Genomic DNA, 21923 nt, shown 5'->3' with positions numbered 1-21923 from the left:
TGCCTATTTGGCCAAAAACGCGCTCACCTCGGGCTGCGCACTGTTTCCCGCCCCATGCATGGCCTCAAGCAAGACCGCCGCCTGGGTCCGATTTTTCACCCCAAGACGGCGCAATAAAACGGTGATATGGGCCTTGACCGTGGCTTCAGCCAGGTCGAGCTCAAAGGCGATCTGCTTGTTCGGCTTTCCCGCGCAGATCAGGCGCAATACTCGTTTTTGCTGAACCGTCAGCGCTTCCAACCGGTTGCGCAGATCTTCGGGCAAGGCCGACGTGGTCACGGCGCGTGGCTCGGACTGGCGGAAATCACGTGGCAGGAACTTTTGACCATCCATGATATCCTGCAGCATGGTCTGAACATCCTTGGCCGAGTGATCCTTGGGCATAAAACCAGCTGCCCCCTCGTCCATCAACGCATGCACGACCTCGTGGGAGGCCAGCGACGAGATCACAACAATGGGACAGTCAGGGATCCGCTTTCGCAGATTTACAAAGCCCGAAATGCCGGCCACATCCGGCAATTTCAGGTCAAACAGAACCAGATCGGGTTTAAAGCCCCGTTCCAGCTTTTCCATGGCCGCATGCAATGTGCCTGCGGTTTCGATTTGGGCGTCTTCAAACATGCCTTGCACGGCAGATGCCAGTGCATCGCGGTAGAGCGGGTGATCGTCAACAATTAAGACATGCGCAAAAACCACCCGTGCAGCTGCACAGGTTTGATGTTTCATCCAGTCTTCCTCCCCTTATTGCAGGCTAGCGCAGCTTTTTCGACTCTCAAAGCACTTAGTTTAAGCACACCCCCTCTAACGCGACGAACCGCCATGCAACTTACGCAAGGTCAATGGGTTTTGGAGTTTGCAATATGCGTCGCGATGGCATCCATCAGGGGCGGCGACAGGCAGTCATAAGGTGTAAGCCCGATTTCGCTCAGGCGGCCGCGGATCCCCTCCATCTGATCCGGTGCAACCCCGGTTTCAATGATGGACGAGACAAAAGCGGCGAACTCCGGCGCTGCCCACCCGCGCTGCGCCGAAAGCTCGGTATGGACAAAATCCAACCCGTAAAACGGATGCGCTTCGTTTTCGATACGGCCAACCATATGTACACCACATTCACGGCAAGCATGCCGTTGGATCGCCGCGTCCGGATCCACGATCTCCAGTTTGTCAGCGTTCTTTGTGATCTTGACCGCGTCCCGTCCCACAACGGCGATCTGGCTGAATATTGCCCCTTGAGGTTTCCAACATTTTGAACAGCCGCAAACGTGATTATGGGCCGTTTGTGATGAGACGTCGACCTCAACCGGGTCTTGTGCGCATTTGCACTTTAACGTGCCGCCGGAAAAGCCCGCTACCGTCTCTGGAATTTTAGTATCCACCTGCGGGTGAATTTTAACATGCGTATATTTTGGCGGTGCCACTCCTTCGGCTGCCCCGCCACCAAATAGGCGTCCAATTAGTCCCATCATAACCTCCCCTGAAACACGTGCCAGAACCCACGCAAAACAAGCGTGAAAGGGGGGGCGGATTCGCACAAGCTAACCGATGGTCTTAGTTCTCCCGCCGCGTCGTTCCGGGCGCTTTTGCCAGGAAATCGCGGAGAAACTGCTGCAAATCCGGCGCTTGATGAACTCTGCCAAACAGGCTCTGATCCAACCGAAAAAGCGCTGTTTTCCTGTCCTTTATGCCCTCCGGGTCGCTTTGTGCTCTTTTCTGCATCACAGCAACCGCACGTCTTCGTACGTCCGGCAAATCCTTGCGCCAGACCGCCCACCAAAGCGCCCAGACCTGCGGATCCAACCAGATCGGGCACCTTCGTTCGATCCTGAACCTGTCGCCCCGCAACAGAGCCAGAACCGCCAGCGCCGCCACGCCAACGGCCGTAGCCAGAACCCCGAACCCCGGCAGGCTTCCGTTGGCAGGGCTGGGCGCGTCTGCCAGTTTACCTTTGGGCGGGGTCTGCGCCAAGAACGCCACCCGTTCAGGACTGATCCGGGCAACCGCCTCTTGCCGGGTTGTGGTGTCGAAATATGGAATTTCGATTGGCTCAAGGATGGTGGATACATCATTGGACGGCTGGATCGTCCAACGCCAGAACGCATGTGTGATTGGTCCTTCCGGTGATAATTCCACCAGTCGTTTCTCTGGATGCGCAAAGATCAATGCCGAAGGGGACGTCAGGTCTGGCATGGGAGGGATCATTTCCGGCGTCGCGCCCACCGCCTTGACCCTGATAATGCGCAACACCCCTTGGCCCGGTTCCAACTGATCCGGCGCATTGGACCATTCATCGGATATCTCCAGCCGCCGGACAGGAAACCACCAATTGTCAGAGGAGGTTTGCAGCGTTGGATCGACCTGCACCTGCAATGGGTCCGATTGGATCTCATGCTCAAACCAATCATCCCCTTCGTCAGTCAATGTCAGCTGGTGGCGAAAGCCATCGATGGTCAAAAGCCCGGACTGGGTCGGAAACAGAGCCATGCGCCGTTCCATAACCTTGACACGCTGCCCGTCGATCCATTCCTCATGCCAGTCGTCGACACCCATCTGGCTCCAGTTGAACCCGTCCAGGCTGGGCTGCACCAGATGTTCACGCGTTATATGGCGGCGATAGATGCCGCGAATGGTAATCAGGACCATTTCTCCCACGCGCGGCTTGATCTGTGGATCCTCTACAATAACGTCGAGCTGCAGCTCATTTGCAGTGACCTGAGTTGTCTGGGCTCTGGCCAGAGGCACCCACAGCACAGCGATCAGCAGCCCGATGGTGATCACAGCTTTCATCGCGGGTCCTTCGGGTCCGGCGGGGTCAGCCCCAGGGCTTTGCGCCGTTTGTGCTCATGCTGGATCCGCGCCCGCAAATAGTCACCCGGCACGTCGCGCAACTGCTGCAGCCAGCGGTCGTCCGCCAGCATATAGGCATCGTCAAAGATCTGCCGCACGCCCGTCTGCCCATGGCTGTCCAATGCCGCCAACCCCAGCATCGTATTGGTATTGGTCACCGCATCGCCAGTGCCCGACGCCCGCGCATTGCCCTGCGCCACTTCTGCTTTTTCGACCGTGCCCCCCTCACGTTTGTCAAAATAGGCAATCGAGTCTGGATCCAGCGCGAATCCCGCATAAAGCCGTGCAATTATGTCGAAATTCTCCCGCGCGCGCGGATCGGGCTGCGTCGCCATTGCAACATCATATGCCTCCAGCGCCGCCGCATAGTGTCCCTGCTGGGCCTCAGCATTTCCTAGATTGAACCAGACCTCTGCCTGAAGAAATTCCTTGGCGGCCCGGTCCATATCACCCGCCCGATAGGCCGCAACTCCGCGCCAGTCGGCGGTCTGAAACAGTGCCTCCGCCATGCCGGGCCAGCCCACGGCAAGGGCCAGTCGGCCAAAGCTGCCCGCCCCACCCAATACAACCGCAGCCAGTACTGCTGCCAGAGAAAACACTGCCAGCCCCCGCATCAGCTGATCCTTCGGAACATCAGCAAGAACGGCAGCGCCGCCAGGCCCAGGACATATCGCCCCAGATCCCGCCAATACAGGAGCGGAATTTCCTGCTCTTCGAGCACCCGCCGCGCATCCCGCTGTAAAAAGCGAACCAGATCAGAGGGCGTCTGTGCCGCAAATCCACGCCCCTGCCCCGCCTCCACAAGCTGCAAAGCCGCCTCCGAAGGTGCCCCCGGCCCCACCATCGACAGCCGTGCCCCTGTCGCGGCAATCTCCTGTGCGCGGGCCACGGCAGCAGGTCCAAGCCCGCCGCCGTCGCTCAGCAAAATCACATCTCCCGTCAGGATCTGCCCGCGCTGCAGGATTTCCAAAGCCAGCGCCAGCCCTCTTTCCGGCCGCGATCCGGGATCTGGCACTGTCTCGCCATCCAAAAGCCCCACGGTCTGGCTGATGGCCAGCGGGTCGTGGCTCAGATCCGCTGCCACATAGGCATCCCCGGCAAAGACCACCAGCGCGCTGGGTCGGCTTTCCAGCGCGGACAGGGCAAACTGCGCGCTATGCTGCATCGCCTGCCAGCTTGCGGCCTGCACCGCGCTGGGGGAAACATCCACAACCAGAATGACCGCGTCCAGATTGCGAAAGGTCGGCCTGTCCCGCCGCTCCACTGCAGGACCCGACAGCGCAAACACCATCACCGCCATAGCGCCCGCAAACAGTCGAAACGGAGCGCGTGCAAACGTCTCCTGCACATGCCCCAACCCGGCCATAACCCGCAGCAACTCGGGTCGCGCCACCTGATCCCACCCTCCCAGCCCGCCACGCCGCCGGGACAACCAGAAAACCGCAGCAGCCAAGGGCACCCAAGCCAATAGCCATTCCGGTCGCAACAGGGTCACAGCTGGCATCACCAGACCTCCCGCCGTTGCAGAACAAGGGCCAGAGCCAGCGCCACGGCTGCAGGCCAGATCCACAAGTCACGATAGACCTCAGCCGCCAGCCCGGCACGATCTGTGGCTTCAAGCCGATCAATGGCGCGGGCCACCTCTTCCAGATCCTGGGTGGTGCGCACCCGAAACGCCTCTCCACCGGAGAGTTTCGCCATCGCCTGCAGCGTCGCCGCATGGACCACACCGCGCTCGCCATGCGCTGCCGTGGTTTCATCCTTTGGCCCCAATGCAATTGTATGGACCCGAACTCCCTTTTCGGCGGCCAACCGGGCCACAGCCAACGGATCCGCTGCACCGGCGTTATTGGCCCCGTCCGACAACAGGATTACCACCCGTGTCTCGGCGGTGGACTGCTCCATCCGTTTCAGCGCCAGTCCCAACCCATCAGAGATATTGGTGGCCCGTCCCGGAATGCCGATCACCGCCTGTTCAATCCGCTCTGCAACCGCCTCCACATCATACGTGAGCGGCGCTGCAAAATAGGCGGAGGAGCCAAAGAGGATCAGCCCCACGCGGTCCCCGCCACGCCGCCGCACAAAAGCCGCCCCGACCTTGGCCACCGCATCCAGCCGCCGCACCTGCTGACCGTCCAGCACAAAATCCTCGCGCACCATGGACCCCGACAAATCCAGCGCAATTGCCAGATCCCGGCCCGAGACCTGCAAGGCCCGCACCGGCTCCGGCATACGCGGCCCGGCCAAGGCCAGTACAATCAGCCCCCAAAGGAGCGCAGGCGCCACAAGCCGCCGCGCTGTTCCCCCTCCAAAGGATGGCGCCCCCTTCCCGCCTGCCATCATCTGTTGCGCGACCTGCGCCGGGACCCGCAAAACCCGCCCGTGTCCCGACATCGGCTTGAACAGGATGCGCACCAGAAACGGCGCGAACAACAGACCAAATGCCCAAGGGTCGGCAAATTCAATCACGCAGCACCTCATTGGCCAGCCGTTCTGCCGTCGGCAAGCCGCCCGTCCGCGTCTCGTTTGGCCGGTATAGGGCAGGTCGCAGTTTCGCAAACCGGTTGGGGTGGTGTTCTTTGAGCAGCGCCAATAAAGCCAGCCTCTGCTGAGCCTCTGGAAGGGCAAGCGCCGCGGTCACCTTTTGGGGCAACAAACCTGGTGCTGCGCGCCGCATGCGCAACAGCCCCAGACCGCGCCCGACCCCCACCAGCGCCAGGACCAGCACTCCGGCAATTCCAGCCGCTGCAAAATAGTCCGCCAGCCTTTCAGCCGTCGAAACATCCGGCAGCCGAATATCGCGCAATGACGCAGTGACATTGGCTATGCTTGCCTCATCCATCCGCCTCTCCCTGGTGACTGGATAACCCGTCCGGCGATCTTAGACCGGCCAAACGGGCCAGCCGATCCGGCGTTTCAGCAGCATCGCAGGTCACAACGGAATGCCCGGCGATCAGCCTTGCCCCTGCAGTCTCGCCCCCAGACCATTGCACGCGCTTTTGTGTTCCATCAGCCGTCTCGATCGGATAGACACCACGCGGCAGTCTCAGCGCGTCTGTGACATGGAACAGCCGCAGGTTCCGGTGGCGCTCCAACTGGTTCAGCCGATCCGCCAGATCGTCTCCGCACTGGTCAAATCCCGATACAACAACAATTTCGCTGCCTGTCGGACAGATGCGTTCAACAGGCACTAATGCTTGCTCTAGGGTCTGTTCTGACAGATGGACATCCGGATCTTTATCCGCCGCGTGCCGTGCCGCCTGGAGCGCGGTATCATGGGCACGCACCAGGCCGGAAATCACATCCAGCATGCCACGCACTCGCCCCCGGGCCATAACGGCCACAGGATCGGCAGGCGTAATCGCCCACAAGGCAACTCGCCCGCCATGCGCAATTCTGTCCCAGCCCAGCAAGGTCAGGATCTCGGCTGCGGCAACCGACAGCAAAACCCGTGAAATGCCCCACAGCATGGGTCTGCGAAAGTCAGCCACCAACAGCGTGACTCGATCGCGATCTTCCTGGAACTGACGGATATGAGGCCGTCCGGTACGGGCCGTGGCGCTGCGGTCCAGGTGGCGCAGGTCATCGCCGGGACTATATTCGCGAAGCTCCGCAAATTCCTGTCCGTGCCCTTTTTTTGACGATCCAATTCCGCCCGGCACGTTTGCCAGTGGCCAAGCCGTGTCAGGACAGATGACATATGCGCGCAAAGCGATCAGCGCCGGGGCCGAAAGCCTCGCGCCGTCTTGGTGGATCAGATCTGAGCCTTTGCCGCGTTCCCCCATCACAACGGCTCAACTTCTTTGAGGATATCCGCCACCACAGCCCGGTTTGTGCGCCCTTCTGCAACTGCCCGCCATCTTAGGACAAAACGATGCGACAGCGTATCAGCTGCAAGATCCTCCACGTCTTCCGGCAGCGCATAGTCACGTCCATTGAGATAAGCTCTGGCCTTGGCCGTGGCCGCCAAAGCGAGACTGCCACGGGGGGAAACAGCATGTTCGATGTGCTCAGCAATCGGACCAACCCGCGTGGCCATGACGAGCCGAACAATGTAATCTTTCAGCTCGGGTGACAGATAGACACGCATGGCGCGCGCACGTATGGCCATCAAGGCGTCGATGGGAATTCGGTCCTGTTCTGGCTTCCTCTCAATCGTTTCAGATTCAACCAAGTTCAGAATTTTCAGCTCGTCTTCGGCCTCTGGCAGGCCAAGCGAAACATGGAACAGGAAACGATCCAGTTGCGCCTCGGGAAGGGGAAAAGTTCCTTCGTGTTCAAAAGGGTTTTGCGTGGCCACCAGCATAAACGGGTCCGGCAGGCTATGGCTTTTGCGGCCGATGGTGACCTGTCGCTCGGCCATCGCTTCCAACATCGCGGACTGCACTTTTGGCGGTGCTCTGTTCACCTCATCAACCAAAACCAAGGAATGGAAAATCGGTCCAGGTTCAAATCGGGTGGTTCCCTCCTGCGGCAAGAATATCTGCGTTCCGGTGATATCAGCAGGCATCAAATCCGGAGTGCATTGTATCCTTGCAAACCGACTGTCGAGTGCTTGTGCCAACGACTTGACCGCGCGGGTTTTCCCCAGCCCCGGAGCCCCCTCGATGAGCACATGTCCCGATGCAAGAAAGGCTTGGAGCAGGCGATCAATCAGGCGTTCGTGCCCGATTAAATCCCGCGTCAGATGGCGGACAATCGCGGTGATTTCTGGTGCATTACTTGGGGCCTTCGTGTCCATCGGATACCTCAGCCAGGGGAATGAGCCTCCGAGTTTAATTCAATCGCCCGTAGTCGGGAACACAGCCCTAAGTATGGTTGCGTCACGCCGCTAACGCCGTGAACAAAGGGCGTGATGGATCAAAGGCCCTGCGGGTTCGGCGTTCCCCTATCCGCGTTCCACCACCTTTAGCTGTTCACTAATCCCTCTAAATTGTGCAGATCGGCCCCTTCACAGTCCCATTCACCCGGCCCCTGTTCCGGCAGGATCACCGCGACAGGCCCCTGTGCCGTCGCCAATTGGGCCGAATGAACCCACGCCACCCCTTTGCGTTCTTCGGTTTCCAAAACAATGGAGGTCAGCAGCCTCAATTACCCGAGGTTCCCAAAGACATCATTCCAATCCAGGGCTTATCCGGGTCGGGCTTCCCCCTCATGCGCGACGGTATGTTTGGAAAAATCCGTAGGGTGTCAGGGATTGCCCAAAACAGAGACATCCATCGTCAGAACAGTACCGCCTTGGTCGTTGCGTCGGCACCGTCATATGTATTGACACCAAGCACCGGCCATGCAGACCTGTCCTGCATTACGGAAGATCCCTGCTGCGGCCACCTTGGCCGCTTCTTCCAAATCGGGCGCATCTGCAAACACGATCTTGGGAGACTTCCCAACAAGCTCCAGATAGACACGTTTCATGTTGGAACACGCCGCATATCCCATCAGGCGGCGCCCGGTGCCTCCCGACCCTGTGAAAACCAGAACATCAACATCCATCGACAGGCCCAGCGTCTCTCCTACGACGGCGCCTTCGCCTGTGACCGCGTTCAACACGCCTGGGGGCAGCCCGGCCTCCAACGCAAGTTCAGCCATACGCATCAACGACAAAGATGCAGTTTTCGAAGGCTTCAAAACCACCGAATTGCCCATCGCCAAGGCCGGGGCCAGTTTCCACGCGCCGATCATCATGGCACACATCCAGAACCGCAAGGTCCAGCGCATGGGCGGTGCTTCTGTCAACGGCAATGCAAATTTCGGCACGGCCTATGAACCACTTTTGCCTGGCTGCTACCGCATTCCCACACCCTATACCTATCGCGACACGTTCAACGAGACGGAGCCCGAACGTCTGGCGCCACTGTGTGTACAGGCACTTGACGATGAAATTGCATTCCAGGGCGCCGGAACAATTGCCGCGAGCGATGATCATGGAGCCAATTCTCGGCGCCGGTGGTGTTATTGTCCCACACAAGAGCTTTGCCCCCATGGTTCAGCAGGTGTGTAACCGCCACGGTATTTTGCTCATCACAGACGAGGTCATCACCGCATATGGCCGGACCGGTGCGTGGTCCGGTGCGCGTCTTTGAGGCATTCAGCCGGACATTATGGCCACCGCAAAAGCCATTGCAAAATAAGGGATCAAATCAACATTTCCAGCACGTAAAGGGTAATTTAATATTAGGTTTTTTATTCGATCCAGTTGTCATCTTTATGATCTAGGAAGGAGAAAACCATGCTGAAGTTCTTTCTTGCCACCGCCGTCGCAGGCGTGTTGGCTACTTCTGCTATTGCACGTGACGTCTACTACCCGGTTGAAGATGGCAGGGACACAAAGTCCTCTCTGGAGTATCAAATCCTTGAACTGGCGCTGTCAAAAGCGGACGGCGACTGGGCGCTTACTCAGTCGCCGGTAAAGGGAGGAAATGAAATTCGCCAACGTGCGATGCTGCGGGAGGGCAAAAATCTGCACGTGGCATGGTTTGGAGCAACGCCTGAGTTTGAAAAAGAACTCAAAGCAGTCTACGTCCCGATCAGCGGCGGCCTTTTGGGCTGGCGACTGATGCTGATCAACGGCAAGGAACAACCTCGTTTCTCCGCAGTGCAATCCCTTGAAGATCTGCGCGAAATTGTTGTTGGGCAAGGGGCAGGATGGGGCGATGTTGCCATTCTTGAAGCGGCAGGTCTTACGGTAAAAACCGGCGAATACAGCAACCTCTTCAAAATGGTCGTTGGCGGCCGCTTCGACGCTTTCCCCCGCGGCGCGGCTGAGGCCTTTGCAGAGTACAGCGAAAATGTTGGTGCGCTCCCGGAGCTGGCGATCGAACAAGATCTCGTCGTGAAGTATCCTTTTGCCAAATTCTACTTTGTGTCGCCGTCAGACACGGAACTGCACGCCGCGATCGAGCAAGGTCTGAAGCGTGCGCATGAAGATGGATCCTATGATACATTGTTCCGCGGCCACCCATCAGTGAAAGAAGTTCTGGAAGAAGCACGTTTTTCCGAGCGTCGTCTGATCGAAATTGAAAACCCGAACATGACCGAAGAGACCCTGGCCATCCCGGCTGAATACTGGTTTGACGCGGGTTCCTAGGCATCGACCCTCTCCGGTTGGTCCGGGAGCACACTAAAAACGACTGCGTCTTTTCCTTCGAATGCGTTGCCTATCAAGCAACAGCTCTATTCAACAGGTAGCGCAGAAACTGTCCGTCAAATGCGAAAAAGAATGTCTTTTGCAGGATTGACCGGTTTGACGGACAGCATCCCCATATATCCTGGGGTAAAGTCGGACTTGGGTGATCTATCATGATGCATTCGTGCTGAAAGACCCATAGCATTTTACGCGTCACAAAAGCGGATGCCAGTCATCAGGCGCGCGTTCAACATCGACCAGCTGCCGCGCTCTACCCTTTGGAGGCGTAGACGCTGCAAGTATTGCTGCCAGTTCCCGTATAGCTGCGACCGTCCGCAGCCAGTCGACCGCGAAAATGGACCACAAGACCCGGATAATACTCTGTCGCAGTAATCGTTCGCCCGTTCACATAGACTTCTGCATTGCCAACATTGCCCAGATTGTCGCGAATAGTGCCGGTATAGAAATTATCCCGCACATGGCGAACCCTGACCGTGCCATGGCTTTCGATGAACAAGGCGCATTTCGCCTTGAAATTCCATGTCCCCGAAAGACTTAGGGCAGAATTTGCAGCCCCGGGCTGACCAGTATTTGCCGCCCGTGCCGACGGTTGATTGGATGGGTTGCTTTGGGTCGCGGGGCATTTGGCAGCCCCAATGGCAGTGACAGCCTTCAAGGCCTCCATCGTTCCCAATGCGTCTGCTCCCAGTTCCTCCTGGGAGACCGCACGAAACCGCGCAAAAGCCGCACGGGTTCGGCGTCCGATCACTCCATCGGCCACTCCGGCATTGCAACCAAGCGCGTTCAGATGTTGTTGGGTCGTCAGCACGATGTCACGTTTTGAAGGTACGGCGTCTGTCTTTGACGGTGCGCCGGGTAGATCCTGAGACAGCCCACCAGAAGACGAGGCGCGACTGTTGGTCTGTGCGCTGCGTGCGGTCTCAGCCTCTGGTGTGTCAGACACGTCAGGCTGCGAAGACGGGGTGAGCTGGTCCCGCATTTGGACAGCCAGCTGCACAGAGAAGTCATCCGGCTTGTCTGCATAACGCTCAAGAAACGCATCAAAGGCTTCGGCCGTGCCAACGCTGCGGGCCAGCGCAAAATCCTGGCGCATCTGATCATCAGCGGGTGTGGTGTCCCGCGTTGCAGGCACAGCGGGTTTGAAAGACGCCGACTGGAAATAGAACTGACCGATCAGCTCATCATAATAGGCTGGCACCTGATCGTGATGTGCGGTCAAGGCCAGGTCTCGCACATGGCTGCGAAGCTGCGACATCAACTGGCGCAGTTCCAGATCCGGCTGGTCCAGCAAAGGCAAGAGCTTGCGGGTGAAAACGGAATTTGCACCGGTATCATTGTCATCCAGCCGGTCCAATGCCAATTGCCCGGCCCCGGCAGAGAAGATGACAAACATCCCCTCGGGCGCTGTAATCCGTCCAAGACCGCGGGTGCCGCCGATACTGCGGCCTGTTGCGATGGCAAAAGGATTGTCGCGACAGGCATCAATCACCGCAATTGTTGTACGCGCACCCGTGCTGCGGATCCGGTCCAGAAGCGCCGAGAGGGCGATGCTCTCAGCCTTGATGAAATCCCGTTCGCCAGAAGCAGGAGCCGGAACGTCAATGGGCAATAAGTAATTTTCCCCATCAATTTCAACGCCGTGCCCCGCAAAGAACAAAAAGGCGGTATCCCCAGGTTCCAGCTGTTTTGTAAAGGCAGAGATCTGTCGGTTGGTTTCGCGTCGTGTGCCATCCAAGAGCTGGGTCACCTTGAACCCCTGTGCGCTGAGTTTTTCGGCAATGGCTGTTGCGTCAGCGCGGGCCAATTCAAGCTGCGGCACCTCGGCGTAGGTGTCATTGCCAACCACCAGCGCATATCGCTCTGAGGCGCGGGCCTGTCCTGCAGCGGTGACAAGCACAAAGGCAATGGCAAAGGCCAGGAACTGGTTAAACACACGCATGGGATCACACATCTCCACAATCACTATTGTGCCACTATACAAAGGAAAACGCCCGTGAATACAGGGCTTCGTATCGAACCCGACCGAACCGAGGCTTGTGGAACGGTCGGGTGTGAAGCCTGCACTCAGACGAACACAAACTCATCGCTGGGCACAACCACGTCCATCGCCAGAAATCCGTCGACGGCATCAACGGCTTGCGCCAAGCTGTCGCCGACCCCTGGAAGATTACCCGCAACATCAGACAGGGTGTCCATCCACCCCTCAAAGGCATCCGCAAACCGTGCGTCAACACTGCTGTGATCCGTCATGCCAACGGCATAGTCAGCCAGATCAACCGCACCGGTATTTTGCGCCCCAAAAGAGGATGTGGCGGTAAAAGCACCATCCGCAAAGGCCGCGGCAATGTCAAAGCTCTGCCCGGCGTCACCGTTCCAAAGTGTCAGCGTTTCTACTGTTGTCTCGGCGTCATCCATGTTCTTGATCCGCAGACTTGCGCCATCCTTCATCACAACCAGGTCTTTGCCACCGTCAACCCAAAAGCGCAGATCCGCAGCATCCAGTCCTCCCGCATCCCGCAGCTCTATTGTATCGTCCCCACCTGCGCCGCCGATCAGCGCGTCAACTTCGCCGTCTGCCAGATCCGCAAGGCGGGCGGCATCCTTGAGCGCGTCCAATCCGGCCTCATCTATGGTGCCGTCGGTCTCAAAGTTGAACACATAGGTATCAGCCCCCTGACCACCGACCATATCGCCGATAGAAGAGAGGATATCGTCGCCCGCGCCGCCAAAAACCTGCGTGCCCGAATAATCCAGCAGAGAGCGCAGCTCTGCGGTTGCTTCGGCCACCTCATCCGTCACGGTCTGGATCGCATCCCCCGCCACATCAAGAATATCGCCCAGCGGGTTCAGCTCTGCGATCGTGTCTTTGACGTCATGGGCAAACCCGATCAAACCTGTGACTGGGGCAAAGAGATCTGCATCAAAGACCGCCGACAGATCGAAATCTGTGACTTTTGGCAACACGGCCGACAGGAACAGGTCGCCAAAGGTTGCGATGTCGATCATCCAATCCGAGCCTTCCTGCCCGAAAGAGAAGTTCAACGCGTCTCCCGAAGTCAGCATCAAATCGCTGTCCGTGCCCCCCAGCGACAGGTTGAAGCTGCCACCTCCCAGAAAGATGTCGCGCCCCGCCTGGCCCATTTGAAAACCCATATCTCCACCCACGTGGAAGATATCATCCCCGTCCCCTGCAAATTGGACGTTAAAGGCGGTGGGTATCTCATCCTTGACCATATCCTTTACGGTCTCGGTCAATTCCACGGTCTGTTTGTCATTCAGCGTTTGGGAGTCTTCTTCATCTGTGTCAGAAGCAGGATCGAGCTTGGCCTCCACGGCTTCGGATACAAGCGTCTTCAAGTCGCTCCAGGTGCCTTTCGCCAACTCGACCGGATCACCGGCACTGATCATCAGGTCGTTTCCGGTGCCACCATTCTGGATTTGAAGGCCGACTTTACCACCGACCTTCATCGCAAGCATCACGTCACCGTCGTCTCCGCCGGATTGAACGCCGATCTGGCCAAGCCCAAGCAAGGTATCATGGCCTGCGCCACCGGATTGCACATTGGCCTGGCCGCCGCCCAGCAGAATGTCATCCCCTGCGCCGCCAAACTGCAGATTGCCGCGACCACCACCGATCATCACATCCGCATCCGCGCCACCGACTTGCAGGTTGCCATAGCCACCGGCAAGCATCTTATTTGCACCGTCCTCAGCGGCGTCCACGTCCAGAAACTCTTCGATCTTGTCACGTGCAGCGTCGATATCGAGATCCCCAAGTTCAAAATCCTCTGGGATCGCGGACCAGATATGCGCGCCAAATTGCACATTCGATGCACCGGCCCCAACCATCCAGTCGTCTCCTTCGGCCCCGATCTGAATGTTGGAGCTGCCTGCCGCCACCAGAACATCCCCGGATGCGCCGCCGTGCTGGATGTTTAACATCCCGGCCCCCACCAGCAGATCTGCCCCATCGCCACCAAACTGCAGGTTTTGCTGACCGACAGCATAAAGGTCGTCTGCACCCGCTTGACCAAACTGCACATTGCTTTGGCCGAGGGCGGCCAAGAGATCATCGCCTTCCCCACCCCATTGCAGGTTTGCCACGCCAACACCAACCAGCTTGTCATCACCAGCCCCACCCCATTGGCTGTTGCCCGCAGAAGTTGCGATCATTGTATCATTGCCGGCGTCACCGGATTGCGAGGTGATGGTCAGTGCGGCGGCTGTCATCCTATCGTCGCCAGCACCGCCAGACATTATGTTCGCGCCACCTGCGGCTTCCATCGTGTCATTACCCGCGCCGCCAAAGAAGGTGTTCACACCACCAAGGCCCCGGATCACATCATTGCCTTCTCCGCCGGATGCTGTGTTTATCCCGCCAATGGCTTCCAAAAGATCATCACCATCATTGCCAAAAATCGTATTGATGCCGCCCTTGGCAGTGATGTGGTCGTCACCTTCGTCACCAAAGGCCGTGTTCACGCTGCCTTTCAGCTCGATCCGGTCGCGACCTTCGCCGCCGAAGAACGTGTTGATCGTCTTGCCCGCAGTCAGCAGATTGTCTCCGCCATCGGCCACCATTGTGTCGTCGCCACCGCCGCCAAAGGCCGTGTTGACACCACCTGTCGCCTCAATCAGATCCTGGCCGTCTTCGCCAAACAAAGTGTTTACACCCCCGGTCGCCTTGATCGTGTCATCTCCGGTCCCGCCTTTGGCCGTGTTGACGCCACCCTCGGCGGTAATGCTGTCATCGCCGCTGTCCCCATACAGGTTGTTGGTTCCACCGATGCCCTTGATTGTGTCGTTACCGGTGCCCCCATGAGCCACATTGGTGATGCCATGCGCCTCGATCACATCATGACCGCTGTCGCCGTGCATGATGTTGACGCCGCCCTTGCCGACCATCGTGTCATTGTCGGTGCCCCCATACATCCGGTTTGACGCGCCATAGCCGACCATGTAGTCGCGCCCGGATTGCCCGTGCATTGCGTTGTCCGCGCCATAGCCGTAAATACTGTCGTTACCGCTGCCACCGTCCAACAGGTTCGACACGCCGTAGCCATAAAGCCGGTCCTGGTCGTTGCCGCCATAAAGCACATTGCGCGCGCCATAGCCCTTCAGGACATCGTTGTGATCCCCTCCGCTGAGGTAGTTGTACGCGCCATACCCATAAAGGCTGTCATACCCGCTTTCGCCATACAGCTTGTTGGTGGCGCCATAGCCATAGATCTTGTCGTGGCCAGTACCACCTTTGAGGTAGTTGTAGACGCCTTTGCCTTTGATCGTATCCGACCCGGACCCTCCATAAAGGTAATTCCGAGCGCCCCAACCTTCGATATAATCATTCCCGGACCCGCCAAAGAGCGTGTTTTTGTCGATGCTGTAACCATAGATCTTGTCATTTCCCGAGCCGCCATCCGCCGTGCTGCTCCAGCCATATTTCTTGATCGTTTCGTGAATGCTTTTCTTTGTGAAGAGTCCCATGACCCAAATCCTTCTTTTGCATGACTGATCCGGCAGGGCCGGTTCCTATGCAATCAAGGTATGAGGGTTGCGGCGTAGAGGTTATGGGGTCGATCCCCCATTTGGATCATCCGAGGCCGGGTCGTTCCGTATTCAGGCCTCAGGCAGGCTCAGATAGAAACTGGAACCGCTGCCCGGATTTGACCGAACTTCAAGGTCAATTCCCATTTGATCCGCAAGAGCAACGCAGACGGCAAGACCCAGCCCGTGACCATCCGACGCCTCACCCGCAACACCGGACAGTTTGAGCCGGTCAAAATCCGCCTCCGGGAAACCGGGGCCCGTGTCCGATACGCACAACCACACCCGCCCTTTGCGACGGCGCACACCGATAACGAGCCCTCCGGTTTCAGTATGGCGGATGGCATTGACCACAAGGTTAGAAGCGATCCGCATCAGTGGGGCCGCCGGCAGGTTGGTACGTCGCTTGGTCTGCACAACCCGCAGATCCAGACCTTTGTCCATGGCCTCTGGCGCGAACATACGGTGTACTGCGGTGATCACCATCTGCAGGTCATAGATCTCTTCTGGCTGGCTTTCCGCCGCATCCGCGCTATCCGCGTCCATATAGCCCGTGGTCAAACGGTCGATGTAATCCAAGGCTTCGCGCAAACGCGCTTGCGCATCATCGGTCAGCGTTCCGACCAAACTATCCAGCCGCAATCGCAGGGCTTTCAGAGGTTGGCGAATATCATGGGCTGCCGTTGCCAGCTTTTGCTGGCGTTGCACCGCCAGAGCCTGCGCATGGGCATAGTTCTTTTCTGATCCGGCCAGCTGTCGGCTCAGCGCCGCCTCGCGCCGAAGTGCCGCGATTTCCGCCCGCTGTGCCGCCTCATGCGCGCGTCGGACAGCAATGATCTGCGCGCTCAGATTGGAAAGGCCTGCAAAAACAACAATTATGTACAAAATCTTAATTGTATTCAAAAACCCAGGCGGGGGCGAAAAGGAAGGCATGAACAGCGGGACCACAACCCAAAGCACCCCGGCCAAGACCAGAAGCCCCATACCGCGGGCGATCCGCATGCTGGTTGCAGCCGTTCCGACCGGCAAACGTGTCCCCAGGGCCACCGCCACACACATTCCCATGAAAGCAACATTGGCAAGCCCGGCAACCACAGGACCGGGAGAGACCAGCGACACCAGGAAAAGCAGAACGCAACTCCCCGACATCCCCAAGGCCACTTGCATTGAACGGCGCGCCCCCTGGTGCTTGAACCCCAGGGCTGCCAAAGCATAGCCAAACGTCGAAACGCCAAGAAACAGGAAAAATCCCGTCGCTGATTGGATCATCGGCATGTTTGGGAAAAGATACCGGAACAGGATCCCGTCCATATAGGCAAGAAACGCAAGCGCCGAGAGAAATAAAAGCGCATAGAGCAGGCTCATGGCCTCTTTGAGCGCAGCAAAATAGGCCACAAAAACGCAGATTGCAGCCAGCGCAAAGGCGTAGAACCCTGCCCAGATGGCGACATCATTGATCACGGCTTTGGCAAGGGTTTCCTCGTCTTCCAGTGAGACCGAGAGCTCCTGAAGGGGGCCGTACTTGAAATGAAACAACAAGAGCGCCGACGCATTTGCAGGCAGCGATATGGGCTTTGTCCTCAATCTTGCGCCCGCATGTTGTGTTTCGTCAAAGGGGCGAAATAGGGAGTATCCCAGAATATGCCTGCGCTCTGAGGCAGAGTATTGGTAGACGTCCACTTCACTTGCAAGTGGCAGTTCCACAAGGACACGCCGTATCACATCCTGTGCGCCCGTGATCTCGACAGCGCCCCACAGCTCGGCGGCATGATCCCCTTCGAAACGATCTGCCGTGATGTCAGGGGCGAATTTTCCGGCGTCATACGCAGCGCGCATCCCGTCCGGGTCGGCCGCTGTTCCCCGCGCAAACTGCATATGCGGCAGCAGATCCAAGGCCGGGCTCTGCGCATCCAGCTGAAGCGCAGATACAGATCCGGCCCAGACCATACAGATCAAAGCCCGGACAACTGAAAGAATATTTAGGCGCAGCATAAAAGCCCCCGCGTCGGCGTCCCCTTTATCAGAGACGCTCTGGTGACGCGAGACAAGAGACCAAAAGCAAAATGGGGGATCGACCTCAATTGTGACCGGGTCCCTCGCCAGCCTGATAGCGATCATCGGCGGACCGCAGCTCTTGCGGGCTGACAACATGGTCTTTGTTTTTATCAGCGACACTAAAAGCAAACCGATAGGCCGCAAAGAATTTGACCTTTTGGGCCGTGGGCTGTCCTGCCTTTGCCATCAGCCGGACAAAGGTTTTGAACTCCGCAAACTGCAATCTCGCATCTCCGTTGGCATCCGATGCCAAAAAGGCCTGCGTTTCGGCCGGGGTCGGGTCCACAGCGCTCGGCTGAGCGATGGCGGAAACCGGCGCGGACAGCAAAACCAAAAGAAACAAACGGCGCAAAGGGAACATGAGGACCAGCCTAGGACGTGCAGGCGCCGTTGACAACGCTGCCCATCCTCCGCAAACCTTGAAGGGGTTTGAAGAGGACGGGCACTGATTGTGCGAAGATTTACAGCCATCATTGCCGACGACCATGCAATCGTAAGATCCGGACTACGCGCCGCACTGGAAACCCCGGATTTGATAGAACCGTCTGGCATTGAAGTTGTGTCAGAAGCCTCAAATGGGCTTGAGGCGATTGCAGCGGTGCGATTGCACAAACCGCATTTGTTGCTGTTGGATGTGCAGATGCCGCTGGCTGGCGGCACGGAAGTTGTCCTGGAAACACGCCGATGGTCCCCAGAGACCAAGGTTGTGGTGCTCACAGGGATTTCGGCGGTTGGCAAAATCTCTGAACTGTTGGCCGCTAATGTTGACGGGCTGTTTTCTAAATCAACCGAAAATGATGAGCTTTATCAGGCCATTCCCTTGATCCTGCGCGGCGGTCGGCATGTCTCAGAGCATGTGGTGGCGATGTTGGAGGCTGCACCAAACCCCAGTGCACTGACGGATCGGGAACGGCAGACGCTCAACATGATTGTGTCCGGCCGCAGCAACAAGGAAATGGCTGCATTGCTTGGTATCAGTCCAAAAACCGTCGACCGCCACAGAACGAACCTGATGCAAAAACTACAGGTCCATTCCGTTGCCCAATTGGTAGCATTTGCTCTCAAGGAAGGCCTGATTGATCCAAGCAGCGAGTTGTGAACAGCCGCAAAATCCTGCCTCTCCTGTCCCATAACAACGCAGTATCGACGGGCATCGTTTGTCGTGCGTCCAATGGAACCTTGCTGGCACGGGCATGACAATGGAACTTGTGTTGACGATGTGCGCACAAGCATATATATTACACCCGTAACAGGCCTATATCGTGCCCTGGTTTTCGGAGATTGCCATGCAACAGATCAATCAGCCCGCTGCGGCGATGAACGGCGGCAAGACCAAGAACAAAAACATCCGTATGACCCCGGCCGTGGCCCAGACCATTGATGAGGCCGCCGCTGCCGTTGGGCTGGATGTCACGGCATTTATCACCTCGGTTGCCTACCGCGAAGCGCAGCGGATCACAGCAGAGCACCATAAAACAGCCCTACCAAATGACCTCTTTGCGGCCTTTGCGGAAACGGTTAAGTCAGACGGCAAACGGAATGCGCGCCTGGCTGCGCTGGCCGAACAAAAGCGAGAGCTGTTCGCAGATGACTAAGACACCGTATCTGGTGCGGAAATTCGACAAAGCCCTGCACGATCGCAGGGCTTTTTCTTGCGGAATAGAAGAGCTGGACCGCTGGATCCGCGAAGGTGCCAGCGGCATGGTTCGCGATGGCAAGGCCAGTGTACATTGCCTGTTTGAACGCGGTGAATGGGACGCGGCACAAGATCAAAAGCGTAAAGCCCGCGTTATCGGATATTACGGTATCTGCGCCCACAGTATCGCGCCACAGGACGCCGCAGATCTGGGCCAGCGCTATGCTCACCCTATCCCCGCCGCCTATATCACCACCATCGCCATCGACGAAACGGCTCAGGGCAAACAGCTGGGCACCTTTCTCATGATCGATGCCATTGAACGCTGTGTCGCCCTCAGCGACAGTCTTGGGATCGCCGCCATTGTTCTGGACGTGCGAGAGGACAAGAATTATCACCGGCGTCTGAAGTTCTATCGTGACCTTGGGTTTGAATTCCTGAACCCCGCACAAGATGCCAAACGATTGGCGCTCACCATCAAAGACGCGCGGGCCAGCTTATGAAGGCCCCGTGCAATCGCTCACAAAAAATAAGTGCCTGCCAGATCTGGCAGGCCGGTTGCCACCGGAGCTGTAACAGCTAGGCTGGTCAAAGCAATTGCCGTGGAGGAGGAACCATATGGGGCATGGGCTGTTGGTAAAGGACCTGTCCTTTCGCTACGGGGGGAAACAGGCGCTGAACAGCCTCGGCTTTCAGGTAGAGACCGGCTGTTTCTGCGCATTGCTCGGCCCCAATGGCGCGGGGAAATCCACATTGATCTCCCTTCTTACGCGGCTGTTGGTGGCCCCCACGGGTGAAATCGAGATTGGGGGGCATGATCTGCGCACCGCTTCTGGCCCGGCGCTTTCGGCGCTTGGTGTGGTGTTTCAACAGCCCACACTGGATCTGGATCTGACAGTACGCCAGAACCTCGCCTATTTTGCGGCGTTGCACGGGATCCCACGCCGCGAAGTTGCGGATCGCACCAATGCTGCGCTGGAACGACTGGGCATGGCCGAACGCGCCCATGAAAAAGTCCGCCTGCTAAATGGTGGCCACCGCCGACGCACCGAACTGGCCCGTGCCCTGCTGCATGATCCCAAGGTTCTGTTGTTGGACGAACCCACCGTCGGCCTGGACGCCGCTGCACGCCAATCCATCACAGACCATGTGCATGATCTGGCAGATCAGGGGCTTTGTGTGCTCTGGACCACCCATCTGACGGATGAGGTCCGCGACAGTGATCAGCTGCTCCTGCTGCATCGCGGACAGATCCTGGAGCGGGGTGCGGCAGGCGCGCTGCGCGGGGACAAAACCCTTTCGGAGTGGTTCCTGTCCCGCACCGCCACATCGTCGGAGGCCCGCACATGACACGACCCAACCGTATGGCCCAATGGCTGGGCGCTTTGCGCGCAATCACAGGCCGTGAATTCCTGCGCTTCATACATCAGCGCGAACGGTTCCTGTCAGCCCTTGTGCGCCCGATGGTCTGGCTTTTGGTCTTTGCCGCAGGTTTTCGCGCCGCACTTGGCATTTCGATTACCCCACCCTACCAGACCTATATCACCTATGAGACCTATATCGTTCCCGGCCTCTGCGGAATGATCCTGTTGTTCAACGGCATGCAAAGCTCGCTCAGCCTGGTCTATGACCGGGAAATGGGCTCCATGCGTCTTCTGCTGACCAGCCCCTTACCGCGCTGGTGGCTGTTGACCTGTCGCCTGATCGGCTCCACCGCCATCTCGATCCTTCAGGTCTACTCCTTTCTGGCCATTGCAGCATTCTTTGGAATCACGATGCCACCCCTTGGCTATCTGGCAGTGCTGCCGGGGCTCTTACTGTCGGGCATGATGCTGGGCGCATTGGGGCTGGTCTTATCCAGTTTTGTCCGACAGCTCGAAAACTTTGCCGGGGTCATGAACTTTGTCATCTTCCCGATGTTTTTCCTGTCTTCGGCCCTGTATCCTTTGTGGAAAATGGCCGAAAGCTCGGATCTGCTGCGTGACATCTGTGCCCTCAACCCGTTTACACATGCGGTCGAGCTCATCAGATTTCTGCTGTATTTGGATTTCAGCTGGAGCGCGCTGATCTGGGTGCTCGCGTCAACGCTGGTGTTCAGCACGCTTGCGGTCTGGGGCTACGATCCGGCGCGCGGATTGCTCAAACGCAAAGGCGGCTGATCAGCGCGGCCTCAGGCTTTCTGTTCGGACAGGTTCACACCGCGGCATTTCCAGCTTTTGATCTGCTGGTTGGGATGGTCATTCACCCATTTCGCAAGCTCGGGCTGTGCACCCATCACACAGGCCATAGGTGTCACATCCGTATACAGGAGGCTGCGTTCGACACAGGACGACGGTTGGCCTGCAACGCAGGCCACGAAAAGCAGTTCAATCATTATCAGGAGCTTTCTTTTGTTGCTGACGCCATTCATATCACGCTGCAGATGCACACTCCAATTCGGAGACCGCTAACGTTGGCCAGATCAACGAATCAAATGTCTATTTGTTGCGCAATTGCACGGTTTCAAGGCGTTTGAAACCCAAAAAGTAGAATCCTACATCTCCAAAACTCCTTTTAAATGTCAAAAAGACCCAAGCCGGATGATGAGTGGTCAACATAGCCTTAAGTCGCGGTGCCCCGATGCCAATCCCATTGCTAGGCTCAACCCGGGATCACATCCGGGCAGGGAGGCCACCTAAACCTTTGACACTGCTTCAA

At 57.8% G+C, this 21923-nt stretch carries 22 protein-coding genes and 1 pseudogene; 7 read left to right on the top strand and 16 right to left on the bottom strand.

Annotation, left to right across the window (positions count from 1 at the left end):
• Positions 1–3: 3 nt before the first annotated feature.
• From ACXAEW_RS21490 to ACXAEW_RS21440, 11 genes and pseudogenes are all read right to left on the bottom strand, one after another.
• Positions 4–726, bottom strand: coding sequence for a response regulator (locus tag ACXAEW_RS21490; protein WP_474943383.1), 723 nt, complete (start codon positions 724–726; stop codon positions 4–6).
• 110 nt (positions 727–836) lie between these two features.
• A complete protein-coding gene (gene gfa / locus ACXAEW_RS21485) occupies positions 837–1463 on the bottom strand; it encodes an S-(hydroxymethyl)glutathione synthase (protein WP_474943448.1) in 627 nt (208 codons plus the stop codon).
• A gap of 85 nt (positions 1464–1548) precedes the next feature.
• The gene (locus tag ACXAEW_RS21480) at positions 1549–2784 is read right to left on the bottom strand and encodes a hypothetical protein (RefSeq protein WP_474943382.1); all 1236 of its coding nucleotides are present in this window, start codon (positions 2782–2784) and stop codon (positions 1549–1551) included.
• Entirely contained in the window at positions 2781–3458 is a 678-nt protein-coding gene (locus ACXAEW_RS21475; protein WP_474943381.1) for a tetratricopeptide repeat protein, read from the bottom strand. Before ACXAEW_RS21475 ends, ACXAEW_RS21480 begins: the two co-directional genes overlap by 4 nt.
• A complete protein-coding gene (locus ACXAEW_RS21470) occupies positions 3458–4348 on the bottom strand; it encodes a vWA domain-containing protein (RefSeq protein ID WP_474943380.1) in 891 nt (296 codons plus the stop codon). Before ACXAEW_RS21470 ends, ACXAEW_RS21475 begins: the two co-directional genes overlap by 1 nt.
• The gene (locus ACXAEW_RS21465) at positions 4348–5313 is read right to left on the bottom strand and encodes a VWA domain-containing protein (protein ID WP_474943379.1); all 966 of its coding nucleotides are present in this window, start codon (positions 5311–5313) and stop codon (positions 4348–4350) included. The genes ACXAEW_RS21470 and ACXAEW_RS21465 overlap by 1 nt, the downstream gene beginning before the upstream one ends.
• The gene (locus tag ACXAEW_RS21460; protein ID WP_474943378.1) at positions 5306–5686 is read right to left on the bottom strand and encodes a hypothetical protein; all 381 of its coding nucleotides are present in this window, start codon (positions 5684–5686) and stop codon (positions 5306–5308) included. Before ACXAEW_RS21460 ends, ACXAEW_RS21465 begins: the two co-directional genes overlap by 8 nt.
• Complete coding sequence (locus tag ACXAEW_RS21455; protein ID WP_474943447.1) at positions 5679–6629, bottom strand: DUF58 domain-containing protein; 951 nt, start codon at positions 6627–6629, stop codon at positions 5679–5681. Before ACXAEW_RS21455 ends, ACXAEW_RS21460 begins: the two co-directional genes overlap by 8 nt.
• Positions 6629–7585, bottom strand: coding sequence for an AAA family ATPase (locus ACXAEW_RS21450; RefSeq protein WP_474943377.1), 957 nt, complete (start codon positions 7583–7585; stop codon positions 6629–6631). Before ACXAEW_RS21450 ends, ACXAEW_RS21455 begins: the two co-directional genes overlap by 1 nt.
• Positions 7586–7752: 167 nt before the next feature.
• Positions 7753–7935: a hypothetical protein gene (locus ACXAEW_RS21445; protein WP_474943376.1), complete on the bottom strand. Its 183-nt coding sequence runs from the start codon at positions 7933–7935 to the stop codon at positions 7753–7755.
• 186 nt (positions 7936–8121) lie between these two features.
• Positions 8122–8541: pseudogene (locus tag ACXAEW_RS21440) on the bottom strand (aldehyde dehydrogenase family protein); the annotation flags it as partial.
• On the opposite strand from ACXAEW_RS21440, the gene ACXAEW_RS21435 reads away from it, so the two are divergent.
• Together ACXAEW_RS21435 and ACXAEW_RS21430 are read left to right on the top strand one after the other, a co-directional pair.
• Positions 8451–8927, top strand: a complete 477-nt coding sequence (locus ACXAEW_RS21435; RefSeq protein ID WP_474943375.1) for an aminotransferase class III-fold pyridoxal phosphate-dependent enzyme — start codon at positions 8451–8453, stop codon at positions 8925–8927. The pseudogene ACXAEW_RS21440 and the gene ACXAEW_RS21435 overlap by 91 nt on opposite strands.
• Before the next feature lie 146 nt (positions 8928–9073).
• Positions 9074–9931, top strand: coding sequence for a hypothetical protein (locus tag ACXAEW_RS21430; protein WP_474943374.1), 858 nt, complete (start codon positions 9074–9076; stop codon positions 9929–9931).
• Between the two features lie 310 nt (positions 9932–10241).
• Here the strand turns inward: ACXAEW_RS21430 and ACXAEW_RS21425 are convergent, their stop codons facing one another.
• From ACXAEW_RS21425 to ACXAEW_RS21410, 4 genes are all read right to left on the bottom strand, one after another.
• Positions 10242–11930: a caspase family protein gene (locus tag ACXAEW_RS21425; protein ID WP_474943373.1), complete on the bottom strand. Its 1689-nt coding sequence runs from the start codon at positions 11928–11930 to the stop codon at positions 10242–10244.
• 125 nt (positions 11931–12055) lie between these two features.
• A complete protein-coding gene (locus tag ACXAEW_RS21420) occupies positions 12056–15475 on the bottom strand; it encodes a calcium-binding protein (protein WP_474943372.1) in 3420 nt (1139 codons plus the stop codon).
• A 132-nt stretch (positions 15476–15607) separates the two neighbouring features.
• Entirely contained in the window at positions 15608–17527 is a 1920-nt protein-coding gene (locus tag ACXAEW_RS21415; protein ID WP_474943371.1) for a sensor histidine kinase, read from the bottom strand.
• An 85-nt stretch (positions 17528–17612) separates the two neighbouring features.
• Positions 17613–17951 carry an EF-hand domain-containing protein gene (locus ACXAEW_RS21410; protein WP_474943370.1) on the bottom strand — a complete coding sequence of 113 codons (339 nt, stop codon included), beginning with the start codon at positions 17949–17951 and terminating at the stop codon, positions 17613–17615.
• A 90-nt stretch (positions 17952–18041) separates the two neighbouring features.
• On the opposite strand from ACXAEW_RS21410, the gene ACXAEW_RS21405 reads away from it, so the two are divergent.
• The 5 genes from ACXAEW_RS21405 (at position 18042) to ACXAEW_RS21385 (ending at position 21385) form a co-directional block, all read left to right on the top strand.
• Positions 18042–18689, top strand: a complete 648-nt coding sequence (locus ACXAEW_RS21405) for a LuxR C-terminal-related transcriptional regulator (protein ID WP_474943369.1) — start codon at positions 18042–18044, stop codon at positions 18687–18689.
• A gap of 187 nt (positions 18690–18876) precedes the next feature.
• Entirely contained in the window at positions 18877–19185 is a 309-nt protein-coding gene (locus ACXAEW_RS21400; RefSeq protein WP_474943368.1) for a type II toxin-antitoxin system TacA family antitoxin, read from the top strand.
• Positions 19178–19729, top strand: coding sequence for a GNAT family N-acetyltransferase (locus ACXAEW_RS21395; protein WP_474943367.1), 552 nt, complete (start codon positions 19178–19180; stop codon positions 19727–19729). Before ACXAEW_RS21400 ends, ACXAEW_RS21395 begins: the two co-directional genes overlap by 8 nt.
• 115 nt (positions 19730–19844) lie before the next feature.
• Entirely contained in the window at positions 19845–20576 is a 732-nt protein-coding gene (locus ACXAEW_RS21390) for an ABC transporter ATP-binding protein (protein WP_474943366.1), read from the top strand.
• Positions 20577–20590: 14 nt separating this feature from the next.
• Positions 20591–21385 carry an ABC transporter permease gene (locus tag ACXAEW_RS21385; RefSeq protein ID WP_474943446.1) on the top strand — a complete coding sequence of 265 codons (795 nt, stop codon included), beginning with the start codon at positions 20591–20593 and terminating at the stop codon, positions 21383–21385.
• Positions 21386–21396: 11 nt separating this feature from the next.
• Here the strand turns inward: ACXAEW_RS21385 and ACXAEW_RS21380 are convergent, their stop codons facing one another.
• Positions 21397–21600 carry a hypothetical protein gene (locus ACXAEW_RS21380; RefSeq protein WP_474943365.1) on the bottom strand — a complete coding sequence of 68 codons (204 nt, stop codon included), beginning with the start codon at positions 21598–21600 and terminating at the stop codon, positions 21397–21399.
• Positions 21601–21923: the final 323 nt, after the last annotated feature.

The organism is Epibacterium sp. ABZ3_068, assembly GCF_056159265.1.
The sequence above is the reverse complement of the archived record's forward strand: the minus strand, read 5'-3'. Positions and strand labels throughout refer to the sequence as shown.